Origin of the sequence: Rhodococcus kronopolitis, assembly GCF_042654025.1 — a bacterium.
Taxonomy (GTDB): domain Bacteria; phylum Actinomycetota; class Actinomycetes; order Mycobacteriales; family Mycobacteriaceae; genus Rhodococcus_G; species Rhodococcus_G kronopolitis.
Map to the genome: position 1 here is coordinate 132,257 of NZ_JBHSFO010000014.1, position 25,038 is coordinate 157,294.

The window sequence follows — 25,038 nt, forward strand, 5'->3', positions numbered from 1 at the left end:
TTGCGCAGATTTTCGAAACTCCGGCATGGACGAAGGAAGTCGACCAAACTCGATTCATCCGAGATGGTCAAAGTAGTTTCGCAAGGCATCAGCCAATTCAGCATCCGTCCTCAGCATTTTCATCGTCCGCGCCTCGATCTGACGAATCCGTTCGCGTGTGACGCCGAATCTACGCCCGATCTCGTCGAGTGTGTGGACTTGACCATCCAATGCACCTGCGGGCAATCCGCGCCACCCACCAGGCCAGTCGCTGACCCACCCGTTTCTCAGTGCAATCACGGCCGCCTCCCTGTCGGTGAGGCACTCGAGTACAGCCTCGATCCGCCAACGAAGCCGCTCACGAAAGACGACCTCGACCGGATCTACTGCGTCATCAACAACGTCGACGATCGATTCAATCGCACACGCCCACCTGTCCTCTCCCCCGCCTTCTAGGAGTGCATCGAGGCTCGCAACAGGCGCCGCCCACGAATCGAGCTGGCAAAGCTTGTCGATGTCCAGTTCGGATATGGTGGCGATCTCAGCGTCGGTCGCCTCCCGTCCCTCCGCCAGACGATGATCGTTCCTCAGCCGACGCAGCCTGTCGATGTCCTCGACTACGTGGACGGGCAGGCGAACACTCCTCCCTTTGTCCGCGATCCCGCGAACGATGGCCTGACGAATCCACCATGTGGCATAGGTGGAGAACTTGTTGCCCTTCGTGAAATCGAACTTCTCGACAGCTCGCATCAGTCCCGTATTGCCCTCCTGGATCAAGTCGAGCAGATCCATCCCGCGGTGCTGGTATGCACGTGCGGTGTGGGCGACCAGCCTCAAGTTCGCCTCGATCATGGTGGACCGTGCCTGGTTACCGGCGCGGACCAGCACACGAAGATCGCCAACCTCGGAGGCATGCGGGACTGGGCCCAACGCACCCGACAGCTTCACCTCCGCGTACAGACCCGCCTCGATGAGCTGCATGAGTTCGACCTCCTCAGCTGCGGTGAGCAGATCGGTCCGACGGATCCTCTCCATGTACCAGTCGACACCATCCGCCGACTGGAAGTAGCCGCCCGCCCTGTGCGGGGTGCCTTGGACCTCAATTCCCGCCGTTGGCAGGCGTGTCCCGCTCGAACGCCGTTCGCGTACCTCGATACCGAGAGCGGTGAACGACTCGATCAGTGTGGTCAGATTCTTCGCACCGGACGCGAAACGCACACCTCCAGGCCCGTCGCACCGGCACGATGCGCTGCACAATTGTTGGCTGTCACCGCGGGTAATCACGTGAGCGCATCCGCGATGCCCTCCAGTGCGGTGCACGACGGACAACGCCTCGACCGCATGCAAGCGGGCTCTGCGCGGTTCTCTGGAATACTGAAATCCCGCTTCAGGAGAGAGATTCTCGCGCGTCACCCATACGTAGTCGTCGTGGAGTATCAGCTGTCCATCGTGACACTCGAACCGTTCGTACACGCCTCTACTTCCCGACCCATCTCATTCGTCCCACCCATCTCGAGCCAGCACATAGCTTGCGCCACGTCGACTGTTCACCTTGGTGAGCTTTTCCTGCGCCACAAGCGCGTACAGCATCGACGCAACCACCGGTCGCTCAAGGCCCAACGCTGACGCCAGCTCAACCGAGGTGACTGGACCGTTGGCTGCCATCGCCAGTACTCGATCGTGCGCGGGGTTCGCATCGTCACTCCGCTGATCAACCGCCACTTCGCGCTCCGGCGCAGCCTCTACTGGGTGGTCCTCACCGTTCCAACTCCAACTGGCTGCCGACCTGTCGGCCACTCGCGCGTCAGCGGATGCGTCAGTCCGATTTGAGATACGCGAACTGACAGCACTCCAGAGCGACCTCAGTCGGGATAGCGGAAGGTCCGCGAGGTCAGTGAGTGCGGCAGCTGCGATGAACCGCGACAGGTCCGACATCGACTCGGGCGAACTCCCGATCTCGATCAGGATGCGTGCGTGCCCCGAGTTCTCGGGAATACGCTCCAGAATCTGGACATTCTCGACCCGATACGAGCGGATCGCGTCACCTTCGAGGTCCGCCAGCGCTCGAGCCACCACCGATCGATCGAGTACAGCACTCACCGAGCGAGGGCTGTCACTGACGATGTCAACAATCTCGTCCACCGTCGCGAGCCCACCCAACTTCGAAAGCGCACCCATGAAGTCGAGACCTCGAAGCGAATCGCGCTGGGAGCGTGCATCGTGCCGGCTCAACTCATCCGCGCTCACGGCCTTCTCCAGCGGCAGCGAACTCTCAATCGAGGGAGCCGAGAATGGGATGGCGCTACGCGGCATGATCTCCCATGCCGGACCAAGGTCGGACGGCGCGGCCGCCTCGGCCGATGCCGTCGCCGTATCATTCAACGCACGTTGATGGCTCGCCTCCTCGGCCGGTGTGTCACTTCCGGCGACATCCGGCGTCGAAACGAGCGATGGTACCCAACTGGTGTCGACGATCTCCCAGGCCGACGTGGCAACGACAGGTGCCTCCGCCTCTGCCTCCGCGCTGACCGTATCGAGACCAGTAGTCGCCTCGTCGAGCGGATCCGGCTCAGCCACCGAAGTCCACGCTGTCAGCGTTGACGCGCCCACCCGACTGACGACAACCGGAGTCTCCGGCGCAGGCGCCACGGCGACCGGTGCGGGCCCGTCCGGAGCATTGACGTCGGTCTCATCCGTGTACGAGTCGTCGTCGATCAGCACCGTGGGAGTCCACACCGGCCCCGAGGAGGCTGTGGCGTCCCCAAGCAGGAGCGGCGCGATGCCGCGACGGTCCAGCTCCGCACACAGCCCACTCAAAGCAACGGTGGGGTCGAGGTAGTAGGCGGATTCACGGATCCGCCAGAACACCCAGCCGCACCGCTTGAGTTCACGCTCGCGCTCGAGGTCTCGGGCCCGCTGTTCCGGGGTGGTGTGGAACGCGTCGCCGTCGCACTCGACAGCGAGCCGGCCCGCCGCCCCGGTTACGACCAGGTCGATGCGGCGGCTGTTCACCTCGACCTGCGGGTTGACGTGGTAGCCGCGGCCGGTGATGTCCAGAAACACGCGCTGCTCGAAGAGGCTGTCGAACGCGGCGTGCCGGTCGTCGCGGGTGACGCCGATTGGCATCGGGTCGGCCGGCGCCGGCGACGTCGCCAGCATGTAGGTGAGCAGCGAATGCCGAAGATCGTTGTCCCGCAGCGAGTCCGGGGCAACAGAGTGGAACAGCCACAGCTGGTCCTGCGCCCGCGACGCGGCGACGTTGAACGCCCGTTGGGCCTTGTTGTCGGTGCGCGCGGCAACGCGCTGCCCAGGCGCGATCACCATCGACAGCAGGACCACGTGCCGTTCGTCGCCCTGGAAGTCCGGCGGGGTGCCGATCCGCAGCCTGCGCTCATCCCACTGCTTTCCGTCGAGGCGTCCCAGCAGCTCGTTCCGGATCACGTCGACCTGCGCCTGCCCCTGCAGCACGACGACACCGAACGTCTTCCCGTCGTATAGGGGATCGTCCAGGCAAGCTTCGATCGCGTCGGCGATTGCGAGTGCTTCCGGCCGGTTCGCCAGCTTCGCATCCCGACCGGTGACGACGCCACCCTCGACATAGGTGTGTCGCAGCGGCTTCAGTCGGTCGGACCCGAACTGCCGCAACGGAACCAGTGGTGCGTCCCGGTAGAACTGATTGCTCGACCAGGTGATGATCTCGGGCATGCACCGGAAGTGCTCACGTAGGCGTACCACCTGACCGAACCGGGTGCGCAGCATGGAGAACAGGCTGTCCCGCGGAGTCAGGCTGGCACGTAGGTACTCCGGCATGTCCGGTAGGAACGTGTCGAGCCGCTGGAACACCGCGTCGAGCGCGCCGGATGCGACCTCGCTCGGCGCGCACTGCTTGTCGTCACCCACGACGATTACCCGCGGCGCGAGCCACAGCAAGAACAAGCTGGCGATGTCCGCTTGGCTGGCCTCGTCGACGATCACCACGTCGAATGCGCCCGGCTCCGTCGGAATGGACGCGAGCACCTGCTGCAACGGCATCACCCAGGCGGGAACCGCGCCTTGCGCGACCTGCATCGCCGAACGCGCCGCCGAACGGTACTGCTCGGCGTATTTGCCGGTGCCCTTGCCGATGTTCGCGACCTGCCCGCGATACGCCTGCAGCGCCTGCACCTGCTGCGCCGTCATCCGTTCCAGGCAACCGCGCCACGCCTGCTCCGCGGCGAGTTGTGCAGTGAGGCGGGCGATGTCGGCCTCGACGGCCTCCAGATCGGATTCGAGGCGGCGGTCGAGACCCTCCTCGTGATGTGCTTGCACCCAGCGCTGCGCGCGGCGCCACGCCCACGCCTCGTCCAGCTCGGCAATTCGGGTGAGCCAGTGGTCATCGGTCGGTGTCCCCGCCACGAGTGCGGCCAATGCTGGGGCGTCCTCATCGAGTTGCTGGCGAAGTGACGCAAGCCGCTCCTCTTCCGCCCGTGCAGTTCTAGCTTCCTCAATACCGGACAGCGCAGCTGCCACACCGGCGTGATCGCCGGCTCCGATCGCGGAGACCAGCGCCGCGCTCTCCGAGGACGGCGCCGACGAGAAGCACGCCGCCACCGACTCACCCAGATCCTGCAGCGCGGCGCGGGCCGCATCGGTGTCGGCTCTCGCGGCGATCGCTGCCGCCGCATCGGCGAGGGCGTCCGCCTCCGCCACGCACCGCACCGGAGGTACCGTCGGGCTAATCGACCGCAGCGCGTCCGTGATCGAGTTCACCTGCCCGACAAGTGCATTCACCACCCGGATCGAGAACTCGACGATGCTGAGCGCGTTGACCTGCGCCCCACGCGATCCGGCGGTGTCCACCGTGACCCCGAGGTCGTCGAGGACCGCCGCCGCCCGCTGCATGCAGTCGAGTGCGCGCAGATGCTCGGCGACCACGCGCACCGATTCCGCGGTCGTCGCCGGCTGTCCGTCGACGGTGGCGACGGGGCCAAGTGCCTCCACCGCCTTCTGCTGATCGCTCTTCCGGAACCGGCCGCGCCATTCCAGCCCGCCGTTCATCGCAATCGCCATTGCGCCGTACACGTCGAGCGCGCTCCGACCGTTTGTCGGTACCTGCACCACGCGTGCCCCAACGAAAGCGTCGGACTCGGCGGCGACTCGGAGAAGGCTTGGGATCTCGGCGGTCTTCGCCCACAGATGTCCTACCGCGCCGGACAGCACCGCGTCCGCCGCCGCCTGCATCGCCGGCATTTGACGGCGGACATCTACGACGACGCCCTGCAGGCGCTCGCACCTCATCCGGATGTCGGTCTGGACGTGCAGCGGGACATCGGTAAGGACATTCATCAGCCAGGATGCCTCGGGGCGAACCTGCCGCGGCGCGGCGCCGGCTCGTTCGCACAGCTGCTGCAATACGGCGGGATTCGGCAGAACACCGTCGACCGGCGGAAACTCCTGCCGCAGACGCGCTGCCCGCTCCGGAGTCGACCGGGCGGTCAGGTCGAGCAGTGCTTGCAGCTGCGCCCCCGCGAGGTTCGGTACGGAGGTGTTCAACGGCCCGGGCAGCCAGTCAAACCGTCCGGCATGGCGGGTGACGTCCCGGACGATCGACGCAGCGGTGCCGGTGTACCCGGCGGCGACCTCGGGGTGGACGAATGTCTCGGCTTCCCGAAGCGATCGGATGTGCTCGGTGATGCTGCTGCGCCGACTCAACGCCTCGTTGCGCCGGGCCGCGAGGTCGTCGATACGCGCGGTGGTCGTGGCCGCAATGTACGACGACTTGCGTGTGGCAATCTCGGCGACGCTACGGTTCAGCTCGGCAGATCCCCCACGTCCGACGTCGGTGATCGCGACGCACAGCTCCTGCATCTCCGGCGGTAGCTTGTCGCGCAGCACGCGCAGCGCCTGTGCCTTTTCACTGGTGACCAGAACCCGCTGACCTTGGGCGAGCAACGCGCATACCAGGTTAGCGATGGTGTGTGTCTTGCCGGTACCGGGTGGGCCCTCGACGACCACTCCGCTGTCCCGGGCTAGTCGAGTGATGATCTCCCGCTGCTCAGGGTTCGCGGGCAGCGGGAACAGTGGATCCTCGGCGAGCGTGGCGGACGGCGACGAGCCGGCGCGGTCCAGCCAGGACACCCGATCATCCGGCTCGATGGCCTCGACGAGCTGCGCCAACCCGAGCGGCACCGGGACGTCGTCGCGTTCGGACTCTGCGATCATCCGGTCGTAGTACTCGACAAGCGCGAACGCGCCCCGCTTGCGGAGCACCAGCGCAGGCGCAGCGACCAACGTCCGGTTCGATTCCGAGACGTCCGACTCGCCTTCCACCTGAACCGGAACGGTCAGCGACCGCCCGGCCCAGGCCTTGAGGAACACCGGGATCGCCACGTCGATCGGAGACGACAGGCCCTGCAACCCGTCCTGCAGCGCCCGCGACCCCGTCGGGTCGAACATCGACAGGCCCGTCAGCAACTGTGTGTCCTCGAGGCGCGGGGCGGTCTCGGATGCCAACCGGACCAACAGATCCCCGGACGCCTCGTCGCGCTCGATCGTGGCTGGCTGGGTGAGGATGTGGGTGCGCACGGGCTCGCCGACGTCACCGGGAGGCAGCGTGAGCAGGCCCGAGGCGAGGACCAGCTCAACGGATTCGGGTCGGGCGCCGAGTTCCTGCATGGCCCGTTGCAGCGCGGTGTTCAGTTGCCACACCGGTCGCCGCTCCCGGTCAGTGGCCGCCCACGTCCGCCAGTCCGCCAGCCAGTCGTCGAAGGCAGTGCCGATGTCGGTGGCGTGGGGGTCCAGCGCCGGGGTCGCAGCTGAGTCGGTGACGTCCCCGTGAACCCGACCGTGCAGGTGGGCCGGCAGCGCGGGCGGGTCGGAGAGCATGACACGGCGCGATCGGAGCACCACGTCACCGGCCGCCGCATCCCGGACGAGTGCCACCTCGACGGTGTCTCCGGACAGCCAGACCACGTCCTCGTGACGCCGGTGGTCCAGGACCGGTTTGCTGCGCGACTTCACCAGTTCCCGCAGGAACCGCATCAACCTCTGGACCCGGTCCTTGAGGTGGGGATCGTCCTCCCTGTTCACCGCGCCACCCCTCTCGATTCCCGGTTAGCTGCGCCACGTTGAAGTACAGGGTAAGGACCCGGTACAACACGTCCCTGCCGACCCCCGGGCTGACTCGCTACCGTGGCAGGCCGAGCAGGTCCCAACGGTCGCGACCATCACGGACCATTTCCTGGTTCACGCCGAGCGTGCCGACGGGACGACGCCCGGGATACCGGGCCACACGCAGGTCATTGGCTGCACGGACCTCTGCGGTCACACGCGCGGTCGGGAGAATATACATGCAGAGTGGTTTCGCGGTGAGATCCACAAATGCCCAAAACTCAGAACCAGTGTCATCCGTGTCCGGGTCTTCGTCAGCCCTCGACGCGGCCCAACCGAGTCCTGACCTGGTCTTGACCCGAACCGTGACTGGGCGCTGCCCGGGTACCAATACTTCGACGGCGGTTCGGCGCGTCTCCGTGAGCCTCGTTGCGATCGCTCCGCGGGAGCGAACTTGATCGATGAACCAGGCTATTCCGCGGTCAGCCGTGGTTGCGATCGAGTTCACTTCGGATTGGGACTTCAAAACCCGCGATTCGAATTCGGTGCCTGCCGCCAATCGCCGATCCGGCCGCTCAGCGAGGCCCACCGACGGAGATTGCCCGCCCTCTGCCTCGTCCTCGTCCGACCCTGCCCTTGAAACGAGGCCAGTGACCGCGTCATCCAACAGCGTTGCCAGCAACTCGAATTCGGGGCGCTGGGCATGGCTGAATGTGATCGCTTCGGGGTGACTCTCTACCTCCGGCGTCAGCTCCTCCGCTCCGTCTACCAGAATGTGCGCGAACCCACCCGAACCGTGCCGGGAGGGCAGTAGCCGGCACGCACGCACCGCGGTGATTGGGGCGCGCCGAGGTTCGGCCGAGAACTGGTAGTCCGCGACTCCGTCCCTGGTTATCCAGACATGCGTGCGGTCGACGATGACCTGCCCGTCGAGTCCGTGGAACCATCGCACCGACGCATCAACTGTGTCCCCGCCCTCGCCGGAATCAGCAGGGGCTGGGTTGTCGGTGGCGTCGAGCAGATTGAGGAAGTCGGGCAGCAAGTCCGGACCGATGGCCTGCCGACGCGCAGCACGCAGGATTCGCCGATACAGCTCGTCGAGGGTCGCATGTGCCCCGGCCAGTTGCTCGAACACAGCCCGGTCGTGCTTGCCGCCGTTGGGGCGAGTGCCGTCCAGATTCGCCATTTTCGCAAGGATGCTTGAGCTCGGGCGCCTGAACAGGCGAGCCAATTCCGGCACGGGGAACGGTGCCCGGCTCGCCGAACCGCTGCCGAACCGGCTGTGGTCGACTAGCCGAATCGCGCACAGACACAGCACGACCTCACACGGGATGAAGTTGACCTGGCGACCCGTTCCCGGGTCCATTCGTTGAAGTACTGAACGCCAGGCGTCGTCCAATCCGACATCCGTCGGATCCACAAATTCGATGAGCTCACTCACGATCATATTCGTCCCAAATCCTTATCCTCCACAATTATTTACCGCGCGCCCGAAGCCAACCGGCTACCTGAACCGCCGCATAGCTGATACGCAACAGATCCATGCCAGGCAGCTTCGAACGAACTGCTGGCTCAATGATCAGCCCTTGCCATGACGTTCCCAACCTGCACTCGAGCATCGGCCCATCGATCTCCTCAAGCATGTCCTGCCGGATCTCCACCACGTGGTCCGGTCTGACCCGAAGATGTGTACGTCGTAGACCGCAAGGTGGATCCTGCACAACGTCAGCCCGGCAGGAGCCCACGCTGACCCTCCGTGACGACCAGGATGTCGGCGTCCACCTCGCGCAGCCGTTCGCGCACCCGCGGCCCTCGTCCGCCCGGCACCGGGGTCCACTCGGTGTTCCACGACGCGACGGTGATCTCTTCTGACGACACGATCGGACTCTACGTACCCGACTGCCGCCGCACCCGGCCACAGCAGGGATAGAGCGCACCCACCACCCGGCGGCCCGCGATTCCCCGGCAAATCCCGACCCACCTGGACCCCCAGAGTGCCCCGATTTCTCCCCGCCCCGCGATACCGTGGACAGGCACCATGTCGGGGGACACGGATCTGTGACGTCGGCGCCCCTCCGCCTGCCCGCGGAAGGCTCCGAGATTGGGGGCAGTATGTCCGAGTTCGGCACCTTCGACCTCTCCGTCGACAAGGCCTGGCGCAGCTTCCGGGCCGCGCTCGCCGACTACGTGGTCGAGATGGTCGACACCGACTTCCTGGTACTGCAGTCCGCCGAGTCGAACATCGCCGGCCACCATGTCCAGTACGTCCAGTTCCTCTCCCACGACTCCGACGCGGTCTCCTGCGGCGTCCCCACCAACGCCGACCTCGACCCGAAGCAGGCATTGAGCCTCGCCGACGAGGCCCGGCTGCGCGAACTCGGCTGGGCCCCGCAGGACCGTGCCGTGGCGGACGACTGCGCCCACCCGAACACCCGGTTCTTCTTCGCCGACCGGCCCCGGATGCGGGCCGACGAGCTGGCGACGATGGCGGTGACCGTGCTGCGCGAGCTGTGGAACGTGCCCCACCCCGGCTTCCTCCGGGCGGGGACCCTCGGCCGTACCGCAGAGCTGCCGGTCGGGGAGAACTACTCGCGGAACGCGCCCCCGACCGAGCAGGACCCGACGCCCTACCCCGACGCGTCGATCGGGGCGGATTTCCCCCGCGACCACACCCACCTGCGCGAGCTCGTCGGCGCCGCCCTCACCGACAGTCCCGACCACCCGCCGGCGCTCGACGCCGACGGCGACATCGAGTTGACGCTCGACGGGATGCCGGTGTTCGTGATCGTGCACCCCACCGAGCCCTACGTGCAGATCTGGGCGCCGCTGCTGCAGCAGATCAGCGACCACGCCCGGGCCGCGGCGATCGTGGCCGAGCTCAACACCGGCTGGCCGCTGATCAAGTTCGTGCTCACCGAGGACCGACTGTCCGCGTCGATCATCGTGGTCGCCAATCCGTTCGTGCCGCGCCACCTGACCGACATGCTCGGCCGGATGTCGGCGTTCCTCACCACCTGCGACGACGGGTTCGTGGCCCGCTTCGGCGCCGTCTCCGCCCGCCACACCCAGGATCCGGGGTCCGGCCGCGACGGCGAACCCGAGTTCCCGGCAGCCCTGATGGCCGTGATCGACCTCGGCGCGGACGCGATGGGGGAACTGGGCGCGCGGCGGGTGGTGGAGACCTGCGCCCACGACCGCGACACCATCCTCGAGTACATCCGCCTGTGCTCCGAGCAGGAGGCCGAGTGGCTCGGCAACGCCGACGCCGCCCGCGAGGATCCCGACCAGGACGACCTCGAGCTCTGCCTGAGCGAGGCCCGCAACTGGTCCCGGACCGTCGAGGCGCTGCTCGCCGCGCTGCGCCTGATCGACTCCCCCGGCCGGCACCGCGCCCAAGGTCGGCACCGGGCCCCCGACTCGGCCACCGAGTCCCGCCCGCGCGACCGCTTCGGCCCCACCGAGCCGACCCTGTTCGACGACCCCAGCTAGCCACCGGCACGAAGGGACCTGCATGAGGACACCTCCCCACGACCGCACGCTCGCGGCGATCCGTCGGCTCGAACTCTCCGAGATGGACGCGGCGCTGCTGACCCTGGCGGTCCTCGGCGAGGCGTCGGACCTGAGGATCGACACCACCGTGCTGCGGCCGGCGATCGAGGTGGCCGCCTACGTGCACCGCACCCAGACCCGCCCCGGCAACGCGACCCGCCCCGTCGAGCCGTACATCGCGCACCCGCTGCGCAACACCCTGCGACTGATCCGCTACGGCTGCACGGACGCGCCGACCCTGGTCGCGGCCGTCCTGCACGACACCGTCGAGGACCATGCCGCGGACCTGATCACCCTGTTCGACGGCCCGCCCGACGCCGGCCTCGACGCCGCCGCCCTGCAGGACCGGGCGCTGACGCTGCTCGCCGACCAGTTCGGCGGCGAGGTCGCGGGGATCGTGAAGGCCGTCACCAATCCCCCGAAGCCCGCGGGCCTGCCCGTCGAGGAGAAGAACCGCGGCTACGTCGACCACGTCGAGTCCGTCATCGGCGACCCCAAGGTGTACCTGGTCAAGCTCGCCGACTACGTCGACAACGCCGGCAGCGTGCAGTACATCGCGGACGACGGGAGGCGGGAACGCCTGTCCCGCAAGTACCGTCCGCTGGTGGAGATCTTCCGCAGCGGGTACGCCGCCACCACCGGGCCGATCCAGGTCAGCGCGGACGGCCGGCGCCGCATCGGCGAGCACCTCGACCGGATCGGCGACCGCCTGTCCTGACCAGGTGCGACCCCCGTCACCCGCCGGACAAATCAGTCACCCGCAGTCCACCTGCCGTTACCTCGCCGCGATACCGTGTACCCGCACACCCAGCCACCGACAGCCGCGACCAGCCCGTACCCCCGCGCCGGCGCAGGACAGAGGAATCATGACCGACGCCGACACCACCCAGGACCAGCCGCTGCAGCTCGACGGCGCCTTCGCCATCGTCACCGAGGAGCGCGAGCAGCTGCACAGCCTGTGCGTGCGGGCCCTCGCCGAGCTCCTCGGCTGCGAGCCGGACGTCGACGAGGACGGCGACATCGCCATCCCCGTGCACGGCTTCGCGGTGTACGTCACCATCGCCGACGACGGCCCGCAGATCCACGTGTGGTCCTCGCTGGTCACCGAGCTCGCGGACCGCGCCCAGGCCGAGGCGGCGCTGACCGACCTCGCCACCGAGTGGCCGCGGCTGCGCTTCGCGTTCAGCGACAACCACCTGCTGGTCTCGACGATCCTCGACGCGGACCCGTTCGCGCCGCAGCACCTGCTGAACCTGATCGACGAGATCCACGAGCTCACCCACGACCTCGACGACGACCTCGCGGAGCGCTTCGGCGGCACCCTCGACTGCGATGCCGACGACGACTCCTACGCCGGCGGCTGCGGTGGCTGCGGCGACGACTGCAACTGCGGCGACTCCCACGACGGCGGCTGCGGCGACGACTGCGCCTGCGGCGAGGCCCAGGACGACAAGGGCGACAGCCTGCCGCTGGTCTGATCGCTCGGACCCCACCGCCCGCCGGGTTCCTCGACTCTGAATCGGTCGAGGGCCCGGCGGCGTCGTGTCGCGACCGGTTCCTCGCGCGCCCCTACACGGTCGCGTCCGTTGCCCGCGATACCTTGTTCAGGCCACGAGAAGGTGGCGCCGGTGCACCGGAAGGTGCCGCACCGGCAGCGGATCGGAACCAGGAGGGCGCCGTGTCCAATTTCGAGGGATTCGACCAGACCGTCGAGCAGGCGTGGTCCAGCTTCGAGGCCAGCCTCGCGACCCACCTGCGCGCGATGCGCGGCGGCGACCTCCTCGGGCTGACGCCGGCCGGCTCGGACGCCGACGCCCTCTCCTACCTCCGGTTCCTCGGGCGGGGCGACGGCTCCGTCGTCTGCGAGGTCCCGCACCGGTCCGGCGACGACGCGGCGCCCACCCCCGCCGCGGACTTCGACACCCGGCTGGTGGACCTGGGCTGGCATCCGCCCGCCGACGCCGCCACCGACCCGCACTTCGTCGACCTGCCGCCTGCCGTGATCGACGACTGGGCGTCCCGGTCGGTGACGGTGCTCCGCGAGATGTGGGACGTGCCGCACCCCGGCTTCCTCACCACCAAGACGACCGGGCGCGCGGCCCGGCTCGCGTACGTCTCCGACGGGGCGGGCGATGCCGCCGCCGCGACCGTCTGGCTGGACCCGATGACGGCCGTCGCCCCGCGCGACGTCGAGCACCTGCGCCAGCTGGTCTCGACCACGGTCGAGGACATGACCGGCAACCCGCCGGTGGCCGACGACGACGGCGACCTGGTGATCCGCATCGGGACCCGGCTGGTCTTCCTGCTCCCGCACCCGCAGGACCGGATCCTGCGGATCTGGGTGCCGCTGGTGTCCCGGATCAGCGGCCGCACCCGCACCGCCGAACTGATCTCGGACCTGAACGCCCGGGCGCCGCACGTGAAGGTGGTGCTGCGCAAGGACCAGGTGAACGCGCTGATCGACATCGTCGCGGCCCCGTTCGTCCCGGAACACCTGCGCGACATGCTCACCCGGATCACCGCGTTCCTCGACTACTTCGACGAGCACTTCGCGGACAGCTTCGACGGCGAGCTGTACGGCCGTGAGGACGCGGACGCCGACCAACCGCAGGGCGCGGCCGCCGTCGACGACGACTACGACTCCGTCCCGACCGACGCGGACACCGAGCCGCTGCCTGCGGCCCTGCAGACCCTGATCCAGCTGGACCCGGAGGGTGGGACCCTGCGCGCCGCCGAGGTCGCCCAGATCTGCGGCCGGGACCGCGACCTGATCCTCAACCTCATGTGCGTGGCCTCCGAACAGGAGATCAGCTGGCACGGCGCCGCGGACCTCGCCCGCGACGGCGGCGACACCGACGAGGCCGCGGCCTGCGCGCACGACGCCGAGGTCTGGGCGAACACCCTCGAATCGCTGCGCGGCGCACTGCGTCTGGTCGCCCTGCCGGAGCGCAACACGCAAACCGGGCACCCGCCGGTGGCCGGGCAGATGGAGCTGTTCGACGAGCTGGCCGACGCCGGGCCCAAGGACGCCGCCACCGGACCCGCGAGCCCGGCGCCGGAGGCCACCCTGTTCGACGACCCGGCCTAGCGGCGGCCCGGAGGGTCAACCCGCCACGGCCGTTCCGCGGCCCGGCGACCGAAAGGTGTTCGGCCGGTTCCGATCCCATTCACGGTGGCGCGACGGCACGGGCGGCGTAGCATTCCCCCGGTTGCCGACGGGCGGCAACGGTCGGCACGGGTGAGGAAATACGAATGGTCGAACGTCCTGAGCAGGTCAGTGGTCGGCGAGCCGGGAGCTCGGCGCCGAAGCTTGTCGCAGCCTGCGTGCTGGCTGCCGGCATCGCACTGGGAGGTACGGGAGTTGCCGGGGCCCAGTCCGTTTCGGGTTCCTCGTCCGCGCTGGACGCGGAATGGGAGGCCTCGTGGGCGGCCTACCGGTTCGAGGAGAGCCAGGCCGGCGCCCTGCTGACGACCGTGGACGTCACCCTGCCGGTCACCATCGACGCGCCGGTCGACCGGGTGTTCCCCGCCTACTCCAACTTCTCCAACAGCTTCGGACGGCACCCGTTCCTCAAGGGCGTGCTCGACCGCCGCACCTACACCGAGGGTGGCGCCGACGTCTGGGAGTTCATCGCCCTCGAGGACATCCCGGCGGGTCCGATCTCGATCCCGGGACGCACCGTCGGGCAGCAGCGGGTGTACGCCGCCGACCGCTGGTACAGCACCGACACCTGGGACATGCCCGGCGTGATCACCCACCAGAAGGTCACCTTCGCCGAGAACGACGGCGCGACGACGGTCACCGAGCACCTGACGTTCAAGGCGCCGGCCGTGCTGATCGACTACACCGTGCAGAACGGCGTCTCCTCGCACATCGCGAACCAGCAGGCCCTCAAGCGCGACATCGAGAACGGCACGCTCTAGGGCCGATCGCCGGGCCGGACGGGCGGCTCAGAGCGGGGTGACCTCCGCCAACTGCAGCCCACTGGCCCGGCGCACCTGCCTGCTCACCCCGGCCCGCACCGCCTGCTCGGTCCCGACGATCCGCACCCGTTTCTGCGCGCGGGTGATCGCGGTGTACAGCAGTTCACGGGTCAGCAGCGCCGACGTCTCGTCCGGCACCACCACGGACACCGCGTCGTACTGGCTGCCCTGGCTGCGGTGAATCGTCATGGCGTACACGGTCTGCACCGACGCCAGCCGGCTCGGGTGCAGCAGGAACGGCTCGCTGCCGCGGGCGAACGCCGCCACCAGTTCGCCGTCCGCGCGCCGCACCACCACCCCGGTGTCGCCGTTGTAGATCCGCGTCTCGTGGTCGTTCGCGGTCACCAGCAGCGGCTGCCCGGGATACCAGCGGCTCGGGTCCACCCCGTGCCCGGACGCCGCCGACACCCACTCCACCGACCGCCGCGCCCACCAGCTCACCCCGAACTCGCCGCCGCGGTGCGCGCACAGCAGCCGGTGCGACTCCGCGGACCTCAACGCGCCCAACGCGTCCCCGGCCAACGCGGCCTCGGTCACCGTCGCCGAGGTCTCGACGACGTCGGCGCGCAGCGCGTCCCAGTCCTGCGGTCCGACGAACGAGACCGCCTCGTCCCCCGACCGCAGAATCGCCATCACCTCGTCGTCGCGGCCCTCCCGCACCGCGTCGGCCAGGTGCGCGATCGCGCCCTCGAACCGTCGGCCGCGGCTGAGCCGGACCACGCCGCCGCCCAGCCGGGACCGTTCGGCCTCGCCGAGCGGCGCCTCCACGCCGTCGCCGCGGGCGTCCAGGTCCGGGCCCACCACCCGGGCCAGCGCCGGGTTCGCGGCGCCGGGCGCCGGACGGGCCACCAGGTCCGCCAGCACCGCGCCTGCGTCGACGGACGCCAGCTGGTCCGGGTCACCGACCAGCACCAGCCGGGCGTCCGGGCGGACCGCCTCGAGCAGCCTGCACATCATGGTCAGCGAGACCATCGAGGTCTCGTCCACCACGATCACGTCGTAGGGCAGGTGGTTCCCGGCGTGGTAGCGGTACCGGCCGCCGGGCCGCCAGCCGAGCATCCGGTGCAGCGTCATCGCCGCCAGGTCCGGCGCCAGGCCGAGCTCGCTGAGCCCCAACGACTCGGCCTGCCCGTGCACGGCCTCCTGAAGCCGGGCCGCGGCCTTGCCGGTCGGCGCCGCAAGCCCCACCCGCGGCGGCGGTCCGGGCTGGCCGGCCAGCAGCGCCAGCACCCGCGCCACGGTGTGGGTCTTGCCGGTTCCGGGGCCGCCGGCCAGCACCGAGGTCCGGTGCGTCGCGGCGACCGCGGCCGCGAGGCGCTGCCGGTCCGGGGCCGCGCTCGGCGCACCGCCGTCGCCGCGGAACAGCGCGTCCAGGCCCGCCCGCAGCCGGTCCTCGTCCACCTCGGGGTGGGTCGTCGCCCGCTCGTCGAGCAGGCGCCGCACCGTCTGCTCCTGCCGGAAGTACCGGTCCAGGTACAGCAGGTCGCCGCCGGCGGCCGGCACCAGCCGCAGCGGTTGCAGCGGCCCGTTCGGCCCGCCTGCCACCAGCGGGCTGGCCCGCAGGCCTGCCGCCACGGCGGCATCGTCGGGCCACGGCAGAGTCGCCGGGTCCACCGCCGACGTGCCGTCCGCCTCGTCGTCGCCGGTCCAGGTCTCCTCGACCGGGATCTCCCGAATCCTGTTCAGCTCCAGGCACACCGACCCGGACCGCACCGCCCGCACCGCCAGCGCGGTGGCCAGCAGCACCGACTCGTCGCTCTCGCCGGCCAGCGCCCCCAGCCGCAGCGCGACGTGCACGTCCGCGGCGGCCAGCACCCCGGCCTCGTTGAACACCCGCAGCGCGCCCTTGCCGCGCTGCGCCACCCGTGCGTCGGTCACGCCGTCACCCCACTGTGAGTCGAGGCCGCACCGATCCCGGCCAGCAGGTCGGACAGCCCGGTGACCAGCGCAGGCGGCGGCGTCCAGTCGAAGACGCCGCAGCCGGCCGGGGTCTCGGGCCCGACCATCCCGCGGACGAACAGGTACTGCGTCCCGCCCAGGTGCACCGCCGGGTCGTAGTCCGGCAGCCGCCACCGCAGGTACCGGTGCAGCGCAACGGAATACAGCAGCGCCTGCAGCGGGTAGTGCGCGCGCATCATCTCCGCGGCCATCGCGTCGCGGGTGTAGTGCGCCGTGGTGAGCTGCTCGACCTGCGCCAACCGGTTGGTCTTGTAGTCCACCACCACGTACCGCTGCCGCCCGGACGCGTCGGGCAGCCGCAGCACCGCGTCGATGCTGCCGGTGAGGAACCCGCGCAACTCCGGGCGGTCCAGCGTGAGCAGGTGCTCGGCGTACGAGGCCAGCGCGTCGCCGGTGGGCAGGTGCGCGCGCAGCAGGGACACCAGGCCGTCGAGGGTCACCCGGGCCCGCGCGTCCTCGCCGCCGGCCAGCGGCAGCTCGAACTCGAGCTCCGGCAACCGGTCCCGCGGCGACAGGTCCGCCAGCGTCACCCCGGCGCCGTCGCCGAGCGGGGTCCGCAGCACCGGAAGCAGCGCCTCGGCCAGTTCCGCGGGGTCCACGCTCGACAGCTCCGCGGCCACGGCCTCCCGGCAGCAGCGCAGCAGTTCGGCGGGCAGGTCGGCGGCGGAGGTGTCGACGATCTCGAGGACGGCGTGCACCAGGGTGCCGAACACCGCGCCGCCGGGCAGCGCGTTCATCGTCGACGCAATCCCCGCGACCGTCGGGTCCGCGTCGGTGATCAGCGGCGGCGCGTCCGGCTCGTCGGCGGTCTCGGTCTCCTCCTGCTCGCTGCCGACGCCCGGCGCGTCGTGCGCGGCGGCGGTCAGCGCGGTGTACGAGGTGCGCCGCCAGCGGGCGTCGAGCACCCGGTCGAACCGGGCCGCGGCCAGCTCACCCGGCTCGGCCCGCGGCGGCGTCCAGGACGCCTCGGGCACCGGGTCGGCACCGACGCCCTGGACCGCGATCACCGCGGCGCCGGTCGAGAGCACCGGCCCCTCCGCCGCCCAGCGGCCGAACGTCTCGGCGATCACCGGGTCGGTCGGCAGGTTCACCCGCTGCGGCACCTCGAGCTCACCGGGCTTGCGGCCCAGCAGCATCCGGTGCAGCGGCGCGCCTGCGGTGGCGTAGGCCGGCGCCCACCACAGCACCAGCTGGCACTTGGCCCGGGTCATCGCGACGTACAGCAGCCGCAGCGACTCGCCGGACTCCTCCTCGTCGTGGGCCTTCTTGCGGTCCCGGTAGCCGTCGCTGTCCTCGCCGCCGACGTCGAGGATCCGGCGGCCGTCGCGGTCGTGCAGCAACAGGGTGTCGGGGTTCGGCCGCTTCGCCGCGTCCCAGCCGAACGGCACGTACACCACGGGGTACTCGAGGCCCTTGCTGGCGTGCACGGTGCAGATCTGCACGGCCGCGGCGTCGCTGTCGAGGCGCCGGCTGCGGTCGACACCGCCGGACCTCGGGTCCCGGATCCGGTCGGTGAGCCAGCGGGTCAGCGCGGTCAGCCCGAGGTTCTCCTCGACGGCGGCGGCGTTGAGCAGCTGCCCGACGTGCCGCAGGTCGGTCAGCTGCCGTTCCCCGCCCTGACGGGAGAGCAGTCGCTGTTCGAGCTGCGCCCACCCGGACAGCCGCTCGAACAGCGCCGCGAAGCCGGAGTGCGCGAACACCTGCGTCAGCTCCCGCAGCGTCCCGCCGACCTCGGCGACCACGTCGTCGCCACGGGTGTCGAGCTCGCCTGCGGTGCGGCCGATTAGCGGGGTCAGCGCGGCGAGGCGCACCCGGTCCGAGCGGTGCGGCTGCTCGAGCGCGTGCAGCAGCCACAACCAGTGCTGCGCCGCGGGGGTGGCGAACACGCTCAGCCCGCCGGCCAGCACCGACGGCACCCCGGCGCGGTCGAGGGCGTCGTGCACCAGGGTGATCTGCGCGTGGGTGCCGGCCAGCACCGCGATGTCACCCGGGGCGACGGGCCGGGGTCCGGCGCCGAGGTCCAGGCTCGCGCCGCGCTGCAGCAGCGCGACGACGTCCGCGGCCAGGTCGGCGGCGACCCGGGCCCGCAGCGGTCCGACCGACGGGAAGCCGCTCTTGCCGACCGGCCCGGCGCCGCCGCGCGGCAGGTACCGCAGCCGCAGCGGCGTCTCCCCCGCCAGCCGGGACTCCGGCTTGGCCGCCTCGACCGCGTTGACCACGATGTCGTCGTGCCCCAGCGCGGCGCCGCGCTGCAGGTAGCCGAGCGCGTCGAGCAGTCCGGCGTCGCTGCGCCAGTTGACGGTCAGTTCCAGGGTGCGGTCCGCGGCGTCGACGGCGTCGAGGTAGGCGAGCACCTCGGCGCCGCGGAACGCGTAGATGGCCTGCTTGGGGTCGCCGACCAGCACCAGGGTCGAGTGCCCGTGGAAGGCGGCGTTCAGGATCCCCCACTGCAGCGGGTCGGTGTCCTGGAACTCGTCGACGAGCACCACCCGGTAGCGCTCGCGCACCCGCGCGCGGGCGGCCTCGCCGTGCACGGGATCGGTGAGCACCCCGTGCAGCAGGTACGGCAGGTCGTCGAAGTCCCGCAGCCCCGCCGCGCGCTTGCGGTCGCGCATCTCGGCGCGGACGGCGGTGGCGAAGGCGACGGCGTCCCCGGCCGGGGTGCCGTCCGCTCCCTCCGGCGCGAGGACGGCCTGCGGGTCGAAGATGGCTGCCCGGGCGGCCTTCCGGGCGACGCCGGGCTCGAGGCTCGGGTTCTCGGCGGCGGCGAAGGTGCTCAGGTACAGGTCGCCGACGGTCTCGGCGGCGAGGTCGTCGGCCTCCTCGACGAGCACCGCGTCGGGGTCCCGGTCGCCGGCGACGCCGAGGCCGTCGAGCACCCGCTGGCAGAAGCTGTGCGTGGTGGCGATCGTGGCGGCGTCGAAGTCCGAGAGCGACTGCAGCAGTCGACGACGCCGCAGTGCGACCTCGTCGGGGGTGCCGGTGGCCAGGTGCGCGGCCAGTTCGTCACCGCCGTCGCGGGCGGCCGCCGGGTCGGTGAGTGCCGTTGCGGCGCTGGCGAACCGCTCGCGGGTGCGTTCCCGCAGTTCCTTGGTCGCCGCCCGGCTGAAGGTGACCAGCAGCAGCTCCGAGAGGTCGGCGTGGCCCTCCGCGACGAAACGGGCGGCCAGGCCGACGATGGCGTAGGTCTTACCGGTGCCGGCGCTGGCCTCGAGCACGGTGGTGCCGGTCGGCAGCGGGCCGAGCAGTCGGAATGCGGTGGGGCTCACGGCGCCTCCAGCGTCTCGGCGGCGAGCAGCGGCTCCCACAGCTGCCGGGCGCACATCCCGAACACGGTCGGTTCCGGGCTGCCCGCCGGCGCCTGCCGGTCGGTGAGGACGCTCAGCGCCGCCGAGCCCCCGTACACGTACGCGATGTGCCGGTCCTTCCCGTCGCCGAAGTCGCCGCCCCACTCCTTGCCGGCGTACGTCATCGCCTGCTCGAGCGAACGCCCCTGGAAGCGCAGCTCCGCGTAGGCCGCCGACGACGCGGTCGCGATCGGCGCCAGCACGTCGAGCCCGCGGTCCCGCAGTCCGACCAGCCGCACCAGTTGCGCGAGGGCGTCGTCGGGCGCGAGCAGGGTGGACTGCATCACCGGCGCCCGGCCCTTGCCGCGGCCGGTGGTCACCGCCCGCCACCGCTCCCCGTCCGGCGCCGGCCCGGACGCCGCGAGCGCGAGCAGGTTCGCCCACGCCGGCAGCCGGTGCTTGGGGGCGAGCCGGGAGAAGGTGCTGCGCGCGACGACCGCGCCGTGCACGCCGCCGACGGTCCCGGTCAGCCGGCGGCCGTCGCCGAGGTCGAGGTCCACGTCCACCGTGGCGGCCCGTCCGGGCTGCGCGCTCGCCGACGCCAGCGACTGCACCTGCCACTCGATGTCGGCCAGCACCCGGTTGCCGAGGCGGGCCGGTGGCAGGGTGCCGCGGCGCCACTCCGCCGCCCGGAACTCCTCGACGGAGGTCCCGTCGAGGCGGGCGCCGAGCATCCGTTCCCCGACGTTCCACTTCGCCAGCGGGTCGAGTTCGAGGTCCAGCGCGTCGGCGAGGTCCTCGTCCAGTTCGGGCACCCGCAGACCGAGGCGTTGACGCAGGAAGGCCTGGGTGGGGTGGACGAGGAACGCGATGAGGTCCGCGAGGTCGACGTCGCCGCGGGGGTACGGGTCGAGGGGCCGGGCCAGGAAACCGGACTCGGCCGCGGTGGGCCGCTGCGCGGCGCGGGCCCCGGCCAGCGCGGCGGTGTCGAAGCTGAACGGCGCCTCGGGTTCGAAGTTGCGCGGGTCGAACGGCTGCAGCGGGTGCCCGCGGCGCACGGCCGACGCGGCCGCGTCGGGGCCGACCATCTGCTCGATGACGTCGGTGAACTCGCTGAGCGGGATCGCCGGGGCCCGGTGCGCGCCGGTGACCGGGTCCTTGCCGGTGTAGAACAGCAGCAGCCGCTCGGTGGCGGACATGATCGCGTCGAGCAGCAGCTGGCGGTCCTCGCTGCGCGGATCACGTTCTCCCAGACGCGGACTGCGGGCCAGCACATCGTCGCCGTCTACGCCTGCGCCGCGGGGGAACACCTCGTCGTCGAGGCCGAGCAGGACCACCACCCGGTGCGGCACCGAGCGCATCGGCACCATGGTGCACACGGTCAGCTCGCCGGTGCGGAAGTTGGTGCGGCCGGGCCTGCCGGCGAGCCGGGTCGCGAACAGTGCCCGCACGTCGGCCAGTCGCAGCGTCGGGTCCCCGCCCTCGGCGGCGTGCTCCATGGCGCCGGCCAGCTCACGGCGCGCCTGCCCGAGTTGCCAGGCGTCGGTGGGGCTCACGTCGACGAGCAGGTCCAGCGCCCGCGCCAGGTTCGCCGACCACTGCGCGGTGGTCTGCGGGCCGGCCAGCCCGCGCAGCGCGACGTCGAGCCGGTCGATGTACTCGGAGAGCCCGCCGGCGAGGGCGATGTCGTTGCTCTCCACGTCGTCGAGCGGCAGCGCCAGCGCCAGCCACTGCGCGTCGGACTCGTCCGCGGCGGCGCCGAGCAGGATCCGGTCCAGCGCGGTGCCGAAGGTATTCTGCTTGAAATCGCCGAGCCCGTAGGCGCCGCGCTGACGGGGCCCGATCCCCCACCGCGCGCCCGCGGCGCCTGCCCATTCCCGCAGCCGTTCGAGGGCGTTGTCGTCGAAACGGAAGCGGCGGCGGACCGGCTCGGTGGCCGCGAGGTCGAGCACCGCGCTGGCGGCGACGCGGGCGTCGGCGAGGTCGAGCAGGGTGGCGACGACGGCGAGCACCGGGTTGGTCTGGTGCAGGGCGCGGTCGGCGAGCCGGACCCGCAGGCCGTGCCCGGGATGCCCGAAGGTGTTCTGGCCGAAGGGGTCCTGACCGAACGCGGCCCGGACCAGCGGGGCGTAGGACTCGACGTCGGGGCACATCACCAGCACGTCGCGGGGTTCGAGCGTGGGGTCGCCCTGGAACAGGTGCAGCAGGCACTCGCGCAGCACCTCGACCTGGCGGGCCGGGCCGTGGCAGCCGTGTACCTGCACCGACGCGTCGTCGGCGGCAGGGGTGAAGGCCGTGGGCGGACGGTCGGCGCCGATGTCGGCCTGGATCCGGCCGAGCAGGGTGTCGACGGGTGCGGCCTGCGCGCCGTGGTGGACCTCGACCAGGTCGAGTCCGGCGAGCCGGGCCTGCAGTTCCCGGACGTCCCGGGCGAGGCTGGCCAGCAGCGGATGCCCGGCGGCGAGCGCGCGGTGGTCCTCGGTCCGCAGCGTCGGCGGTGCGGCGTCGGACAGCGTCACCCACATCGCCGGGCTCGGATGCGGAACCCACAGGTGCACATCGCGGTTCGCGCCGAGCGCGGACAGCACCGCGATCTGGTCGGTGCTCAGCCGGGTGGGGCCGAACAGCGAGAGCCGGACCGGCAGGTCCAGCAGGCCGGGGTCGGTGCGCAGCCGGGCGCAGGCGTCGTCGAGGCGTTCGGCCGGGCTCGGTGAGCCGATGCGTTCGCGCAGCCGGCGCCACAGCCGCGGCTGCCAGAGCTGGTCGTCGTCGAGGGGCTCGGCCTTGCCGTCCGCGGCGTCGACGTCCCGTCCGTCGGCCCAGGCGACGAGCATGCCGGGGCGTTGGGCGCCGTAGCTGCGGAAGAGTCCGGCCAGGTGCGCGGCGGTGGCGTACCGGCGGCCCGCGCGGTGCTCGGCGCCGTCGACGCCGTGCCCGAGGTGCCGCGCCAGCACCGCGCACCACGGCTCGTCGAGGCTGTCGTCGATGACCGCGAGCAGGGTCCACAGCACCCGCGCCGGGTGCCACGGGTCCGCGTCCGGGTCGACGCCGGTGGCCGCGGCCAGTGCCGCGTCGACCAGCCGGGTCGGGGACGGGAACTCGATGTTCGCGGCCACCCCGTCGCCGTCGCGCGCGCCGAGCGTCATCGAAAGTCGTTGGGTGAGCCAGCGTTCGACGCCCTTGGCCGGCACCGCGATCACCTCGCGGGCGAACGGGTCGTCGAGCGGGACGGCCAGCAGCTCGGCGAGCGCGGCCGCGAGGGTGTCGGAGCGTTCGGCGCGGTGCAGCGTCAGCATGGTCCGATCCTCCCCGGTGTCGTGTCCACTATGCCGGGGCCAGGAATATCACACGGCACCGACACCGCTGTGAAGGGAACGCGGCGGCCCGGCCTCGCTGACGGCGGTGTCCACGCGCGGCCGGTTCACCTCGCCCTCGGCCACGTCGACGACGGTCACGACGGCGCCGACATCTCGGTGGCGCTGTCGGTGTCGTCGCGCCCACCGCCTACGGTCTCGAGCGCCAGCCGTTCCAGGTCCGGTGCGGTGTATCCGGGCCAGCCGTGCAGGATCCGGCGCCAGCCGGCGGGCACCGCGGACCCGCCCCAGCGGGCCCCAAGGAGTCCGCCCGCGATGGCGGCGGTGGTGTCGGTGTCCCCGCCGGCCCGGACGGCCGCCACGAGGGCGTTCCGCAGGTGCCGGTCGTCGGAGCTGTCGGTGGAGGCGATCGCCCACCACGCCGTCTGCAGCGCGTGCACCACCCACCCGTTGTTCGCGAAGTCCTCGGGCGTGCCCCGCTCGGCCTGGTCGAGCAGCGGACCCCAGTACGCCGCGATGTCCGCGGGGGCGATGTCGAGGTAGTCGCGGACCCCGTCGAAGGTGCCGTGCAGGATCGCGTGCCGGATGGCGTGGCTCCACAGCTGGCACGCCTGGATGGCCTGCGGGTCGTCGTGGGTCAGCGACGCGATCTGTGCCGCGGCGTCGAGGCAGCCCGCCTCGTCCGCGAGGTAGGCAAGCGCGACCGGCGCGGTACGCATGAGCGACCCGTTTCCGCCCTTGCGCCAGGTCAGTGCGCGGGCCTGCTCCTGCATCGCGGCGGCGCCGACCGGACGCCGCGATAGCACCGCGCGGGTCTGGTTGCCGATGTCGGCCGGATCGGAGTCGTACCACCGGACAAACTGCGCCGCAACGGCGTCCAGCCCCTCGCCGCGGCCGATGTCCGCACCTGTGGCCGCGACCTCGGCGATGGCGAGCGCCATCGAGGTGTCGTCGGTCCACTCCCCCGGCGCCCAGTGGAACGGACCGCCGCCGATCATCTCGATCGTCGTGCCTGCGCCCGGGTGGGTGAACTCGTACCCGGCCCCGAGGGCATCGCCGGCCGCGGTCGCGAGCAGCGCACCCGCCGCACGATCGGCCTGCTGCGTCGACAGCTTCACATGCATGAAATCCCCTTTGATCAACTGTGCGCTAACGATAGATCATTCTTGAGATAAGATGCAACGGTGACCGAATCGACAGTACCGAGCGGCAGGCGCCTGGAGGATTACCCACGCCCGTCGGTGGCGGTGGATGTCGCCGTGCTGACCTACTCGGCAGGCACACTGCGGGTGCTCGTCGTCGAGCACCGCCTCGGCTCGCTGGCACTTCCCGGCACGTTCCTGCACGAACGCGAACTGCTCACCGACGCCGCCGAACGCGCGCTGCGGGACAAGGCCGCACTGCCGGGCACCCGGTTCCACCAGCTGGCCATGTTCGACGACCCCGCCCGGGACGACCGCGGCTGGGTGCTGTCGATGGCGCACGCCGCCGCCGTTCCGGCAGGCAACCTGCCCGCCGACGCCGTCCTCGTGCCGATTCGCGGCGGCGGGGCCGCCCAGGCCCTCGCGTTCGACCACGCCGACATGGTGAGCCTGGCTGTCGCGGACCTGCGGGAGCGGTACGCGGCACAGGTCGATCCGGCCGGGCTGCTGGGCGAGACGTTCACTGTGCTCGAGCTGCGACAGCTCTACGAGGCCGTGTTCGACCGGGAGCTGCAGAAGGATTCGTTCCGGCGGCACGTCAGCAAGGCGCTCGAGAACACCGGGAGGTGGTCGAAGCCCGGCAACGGTCGCCCCGCCGAGATCTTCCGCCGCAGCGGCGACGCCGTGCTGCCCGCACAGGCCGCGGTGCTGTTCGCCGGCTGAGCCCGCCCGGCG

Annotated in this window: 14 protein-coding genes; 6 read left to right on the plus strand and 8 right to left on the minus strand. The window is 70.9% G+C overall.

What is annotated here, in order from left to right; translation table 11 throughout:
• Positions 1-54: 54 nt before the first annotated feature.
• The 4 genes from ACFO6S_RS19280 to ACFO6S_RS19295 form a co-directional block, all read right to left on the minus strand.
• On the minus strand, positions 55-1,197 hold the full coding sequence (locus ACFO6S_RS19280) for a sigma-70 family RNA polymerase sigma factor (protein ID WP_378419585.1): 1,143 nt from the start codon (positions 1,195-1,197) through the stop codon (positions 55-57).
• Positions 1,198-1,473: 276 nt separating this feature from the next.
• Positions 1,474-7,047: an AAA domain-containing protein gene (locus ACFO6S_RS19285; protein ID WP_378419586.1), complete on the minus strand. Its 5,574-nt coding sequence runs from the start codon at positions 7,045-7,047 to the stop codon at positions 1,474-1,476.
• Between the two features lie 97 nt (positions 7,048-7,144).
• Positions 7,145-8,509, minus strand: coding sequence for a hypothetical protein (locus ACFO6S_RS19290; protein WP_378419587.1), 1,365 nt, complete (start codon positions 8,507-8,509; stop codon positions 7,145-7,147).
• 284 nt (positions 8,510-8,793) lie between these two features.
• On the minus strand, positions 8,794-8,946 hold the full coding sequence (locus ACFO6S_RS19295; protein WP_378419588.1) for an endonuclease/exonuclease/phosphatase family protein: 153 nt from the start codon (positions 8,944-8,946) through the stop codon (positions 8,794-8,796).
• A 234-nt stretch (positions 8,947-9,180) separates the two neighbouring features.
• Here ACFO6S_RS19295 and ACFO6S_RS19300 point away from each other — a divergent pair, with 234 nt between their 5' ends.
• The 5 genes from ACFO6S_RS19300 to ACFO6S_RS19320 all read left to right on the plus strand — a co-directional run bounded on the left by ACFO6S_RS19300 (position 9,181) and on the right by ACFO6S_RS19320 (position 14,541).
• The gene (locus ACFO6S_RS19300; protein ID WP_378419589.1) at positions 9,181-10,557 is read left to right on the plus strand and encodes a T3SS (YopN, CesT) and YbjN peptide-binding chaperone 1; all 1,377 of its coding nucleotides are present in this window, start codon (positions 9,181-9,183) and stop codon (positions 10,555-10,557) included.
• A gap of 22 nt (positions 10,558-10,579) precedes the next feature.
• Positions 10,580-11,335 carry an HD domain-containing protein gene (locus ACFO6S_RS19305; RefSeq protein WP_378419590.1) on the plus strand — a complete coding sequence of 252 codons (756 nt, stop codon included), beginning with the start codon at positions 10,580-10,582 and terminating at the stop codon, positions 11,333-11,335.
• 148 nt (positions 11,336-11,483) lie between these two features.
• Positions 11,484-12,095, plus strand: a complete 612-nt coding sequence (locus ACFO6S_RS19310; RefSeq protein WP_378419591.1) for a T3SS (YopN, CesT) and YbjN peptide-binding chaperone 1 — start codon at positions 11,484-11,486, stop codon at positions 12,093-12,095.
• Between the two features lie 200 nt (positions 12,096-12,295).
• Positions 12,296-13,705, plus strand: a complete 1,410-nt coding sequence (locus ACFO6S_RS19315; RefSeq protein ID WP_378419592.1) for a T3SS (YopN, CesT) and YbjN peptide-binding chaperone 1 — start codon at positions 12,296-12,298, stop codon at positions 13,703-13,705.
• Between the two features lie 164 nt (positions 13,706-13,869).
• Positions 13,870-14,541, plus strand: coding sequence for a hypothetical protein (locus ACFO6S_RS19320; protein WP_378419593.1), 672 nt, complete (start codon positions 13,870-13,872; stop codon positions 14,539-14,541).
• Positions 14,542-14,568: 27 nt separating this feature from the next.
• Here ACFO6S_RS19320 and recD read toward each other — a convergent pair whose 3' ends face one another.
• The 4 genes from recD to ACFO6S_RS19340 all read right to left on the minus strand — a co-directional run bounded on the left by recD (position 14,569) and on the right by ACFO6S_RS19340 (position 24,285).
• On the minus strand, positions 14,569-16,479 hold the full coding sequence (recD, locus tag ACFO6S_RS19325) for an exodeoxyribonuclease V subunit alpha (protein ID WP_378419594.1): 1,911 nt from the start codon (positions 16,477-16,479) through the stop codon (positions 14,569-14,571).
• Positions 16,476-19,868 (minus strand): UvrD-helicase domain-containing protein, encoded by a 3,393-nt coding sequence (locus ACFO6S_RS19330; protein WP_378419595.1) that lies wholly within the window; start codon positions 19,866-19,868, stop codon positions 16,476-16,478. Before ACFO6S_RS19330 ends, recD begins: the two co-directional genes overlap by 4 nt.
• Complete coding sequence (recC, locus tag ACFO6S_RS19335; RefSeq protein ID WP_378419596.1) at positions 19,826-23,143, minus strand: exodeoxyribonuclease V subunit gamma; 3,318 nt, start codon at positions 23,141-23,143, stop codon at positions 19,826-19,828. The genes ACFO6S_RS19330 and recC overlap by 43 nt, the downstream gene beginning before the upstream one ends.
• 155 nt (positions 23,144-23,298) lie before the next feature.
• Positions 23,299-24,285, minus strand: a complete 987-nt coding sequence (locus tag ACFO6S_RS19340; RefSeq protein WP_378419597.1) for an ADP-ribosylglycohydrolase family protein — start codon at positions 24,283-24,285, stop codon at positions 23,299-23,301.
• 60 nt (positions 24,286-24,345) lie between these two features.
• Here ACFO6S_RS19340 and ACFO6S_RS19345 point away from each other — a divergent pair, with 60 nt between their 5' ends.
• Positions 24,346-25,026, plus strand: coding sequence for an NUDIX hydrolase (locus ACFO6S_RS19345; protein WP_378419598.1), 681 nt, complete (start codon positions 24,346-24,348; stop codon positions 25,024-25,026).
• Positions 25,027-25,038: the final 12 nt, after the last annotated feature.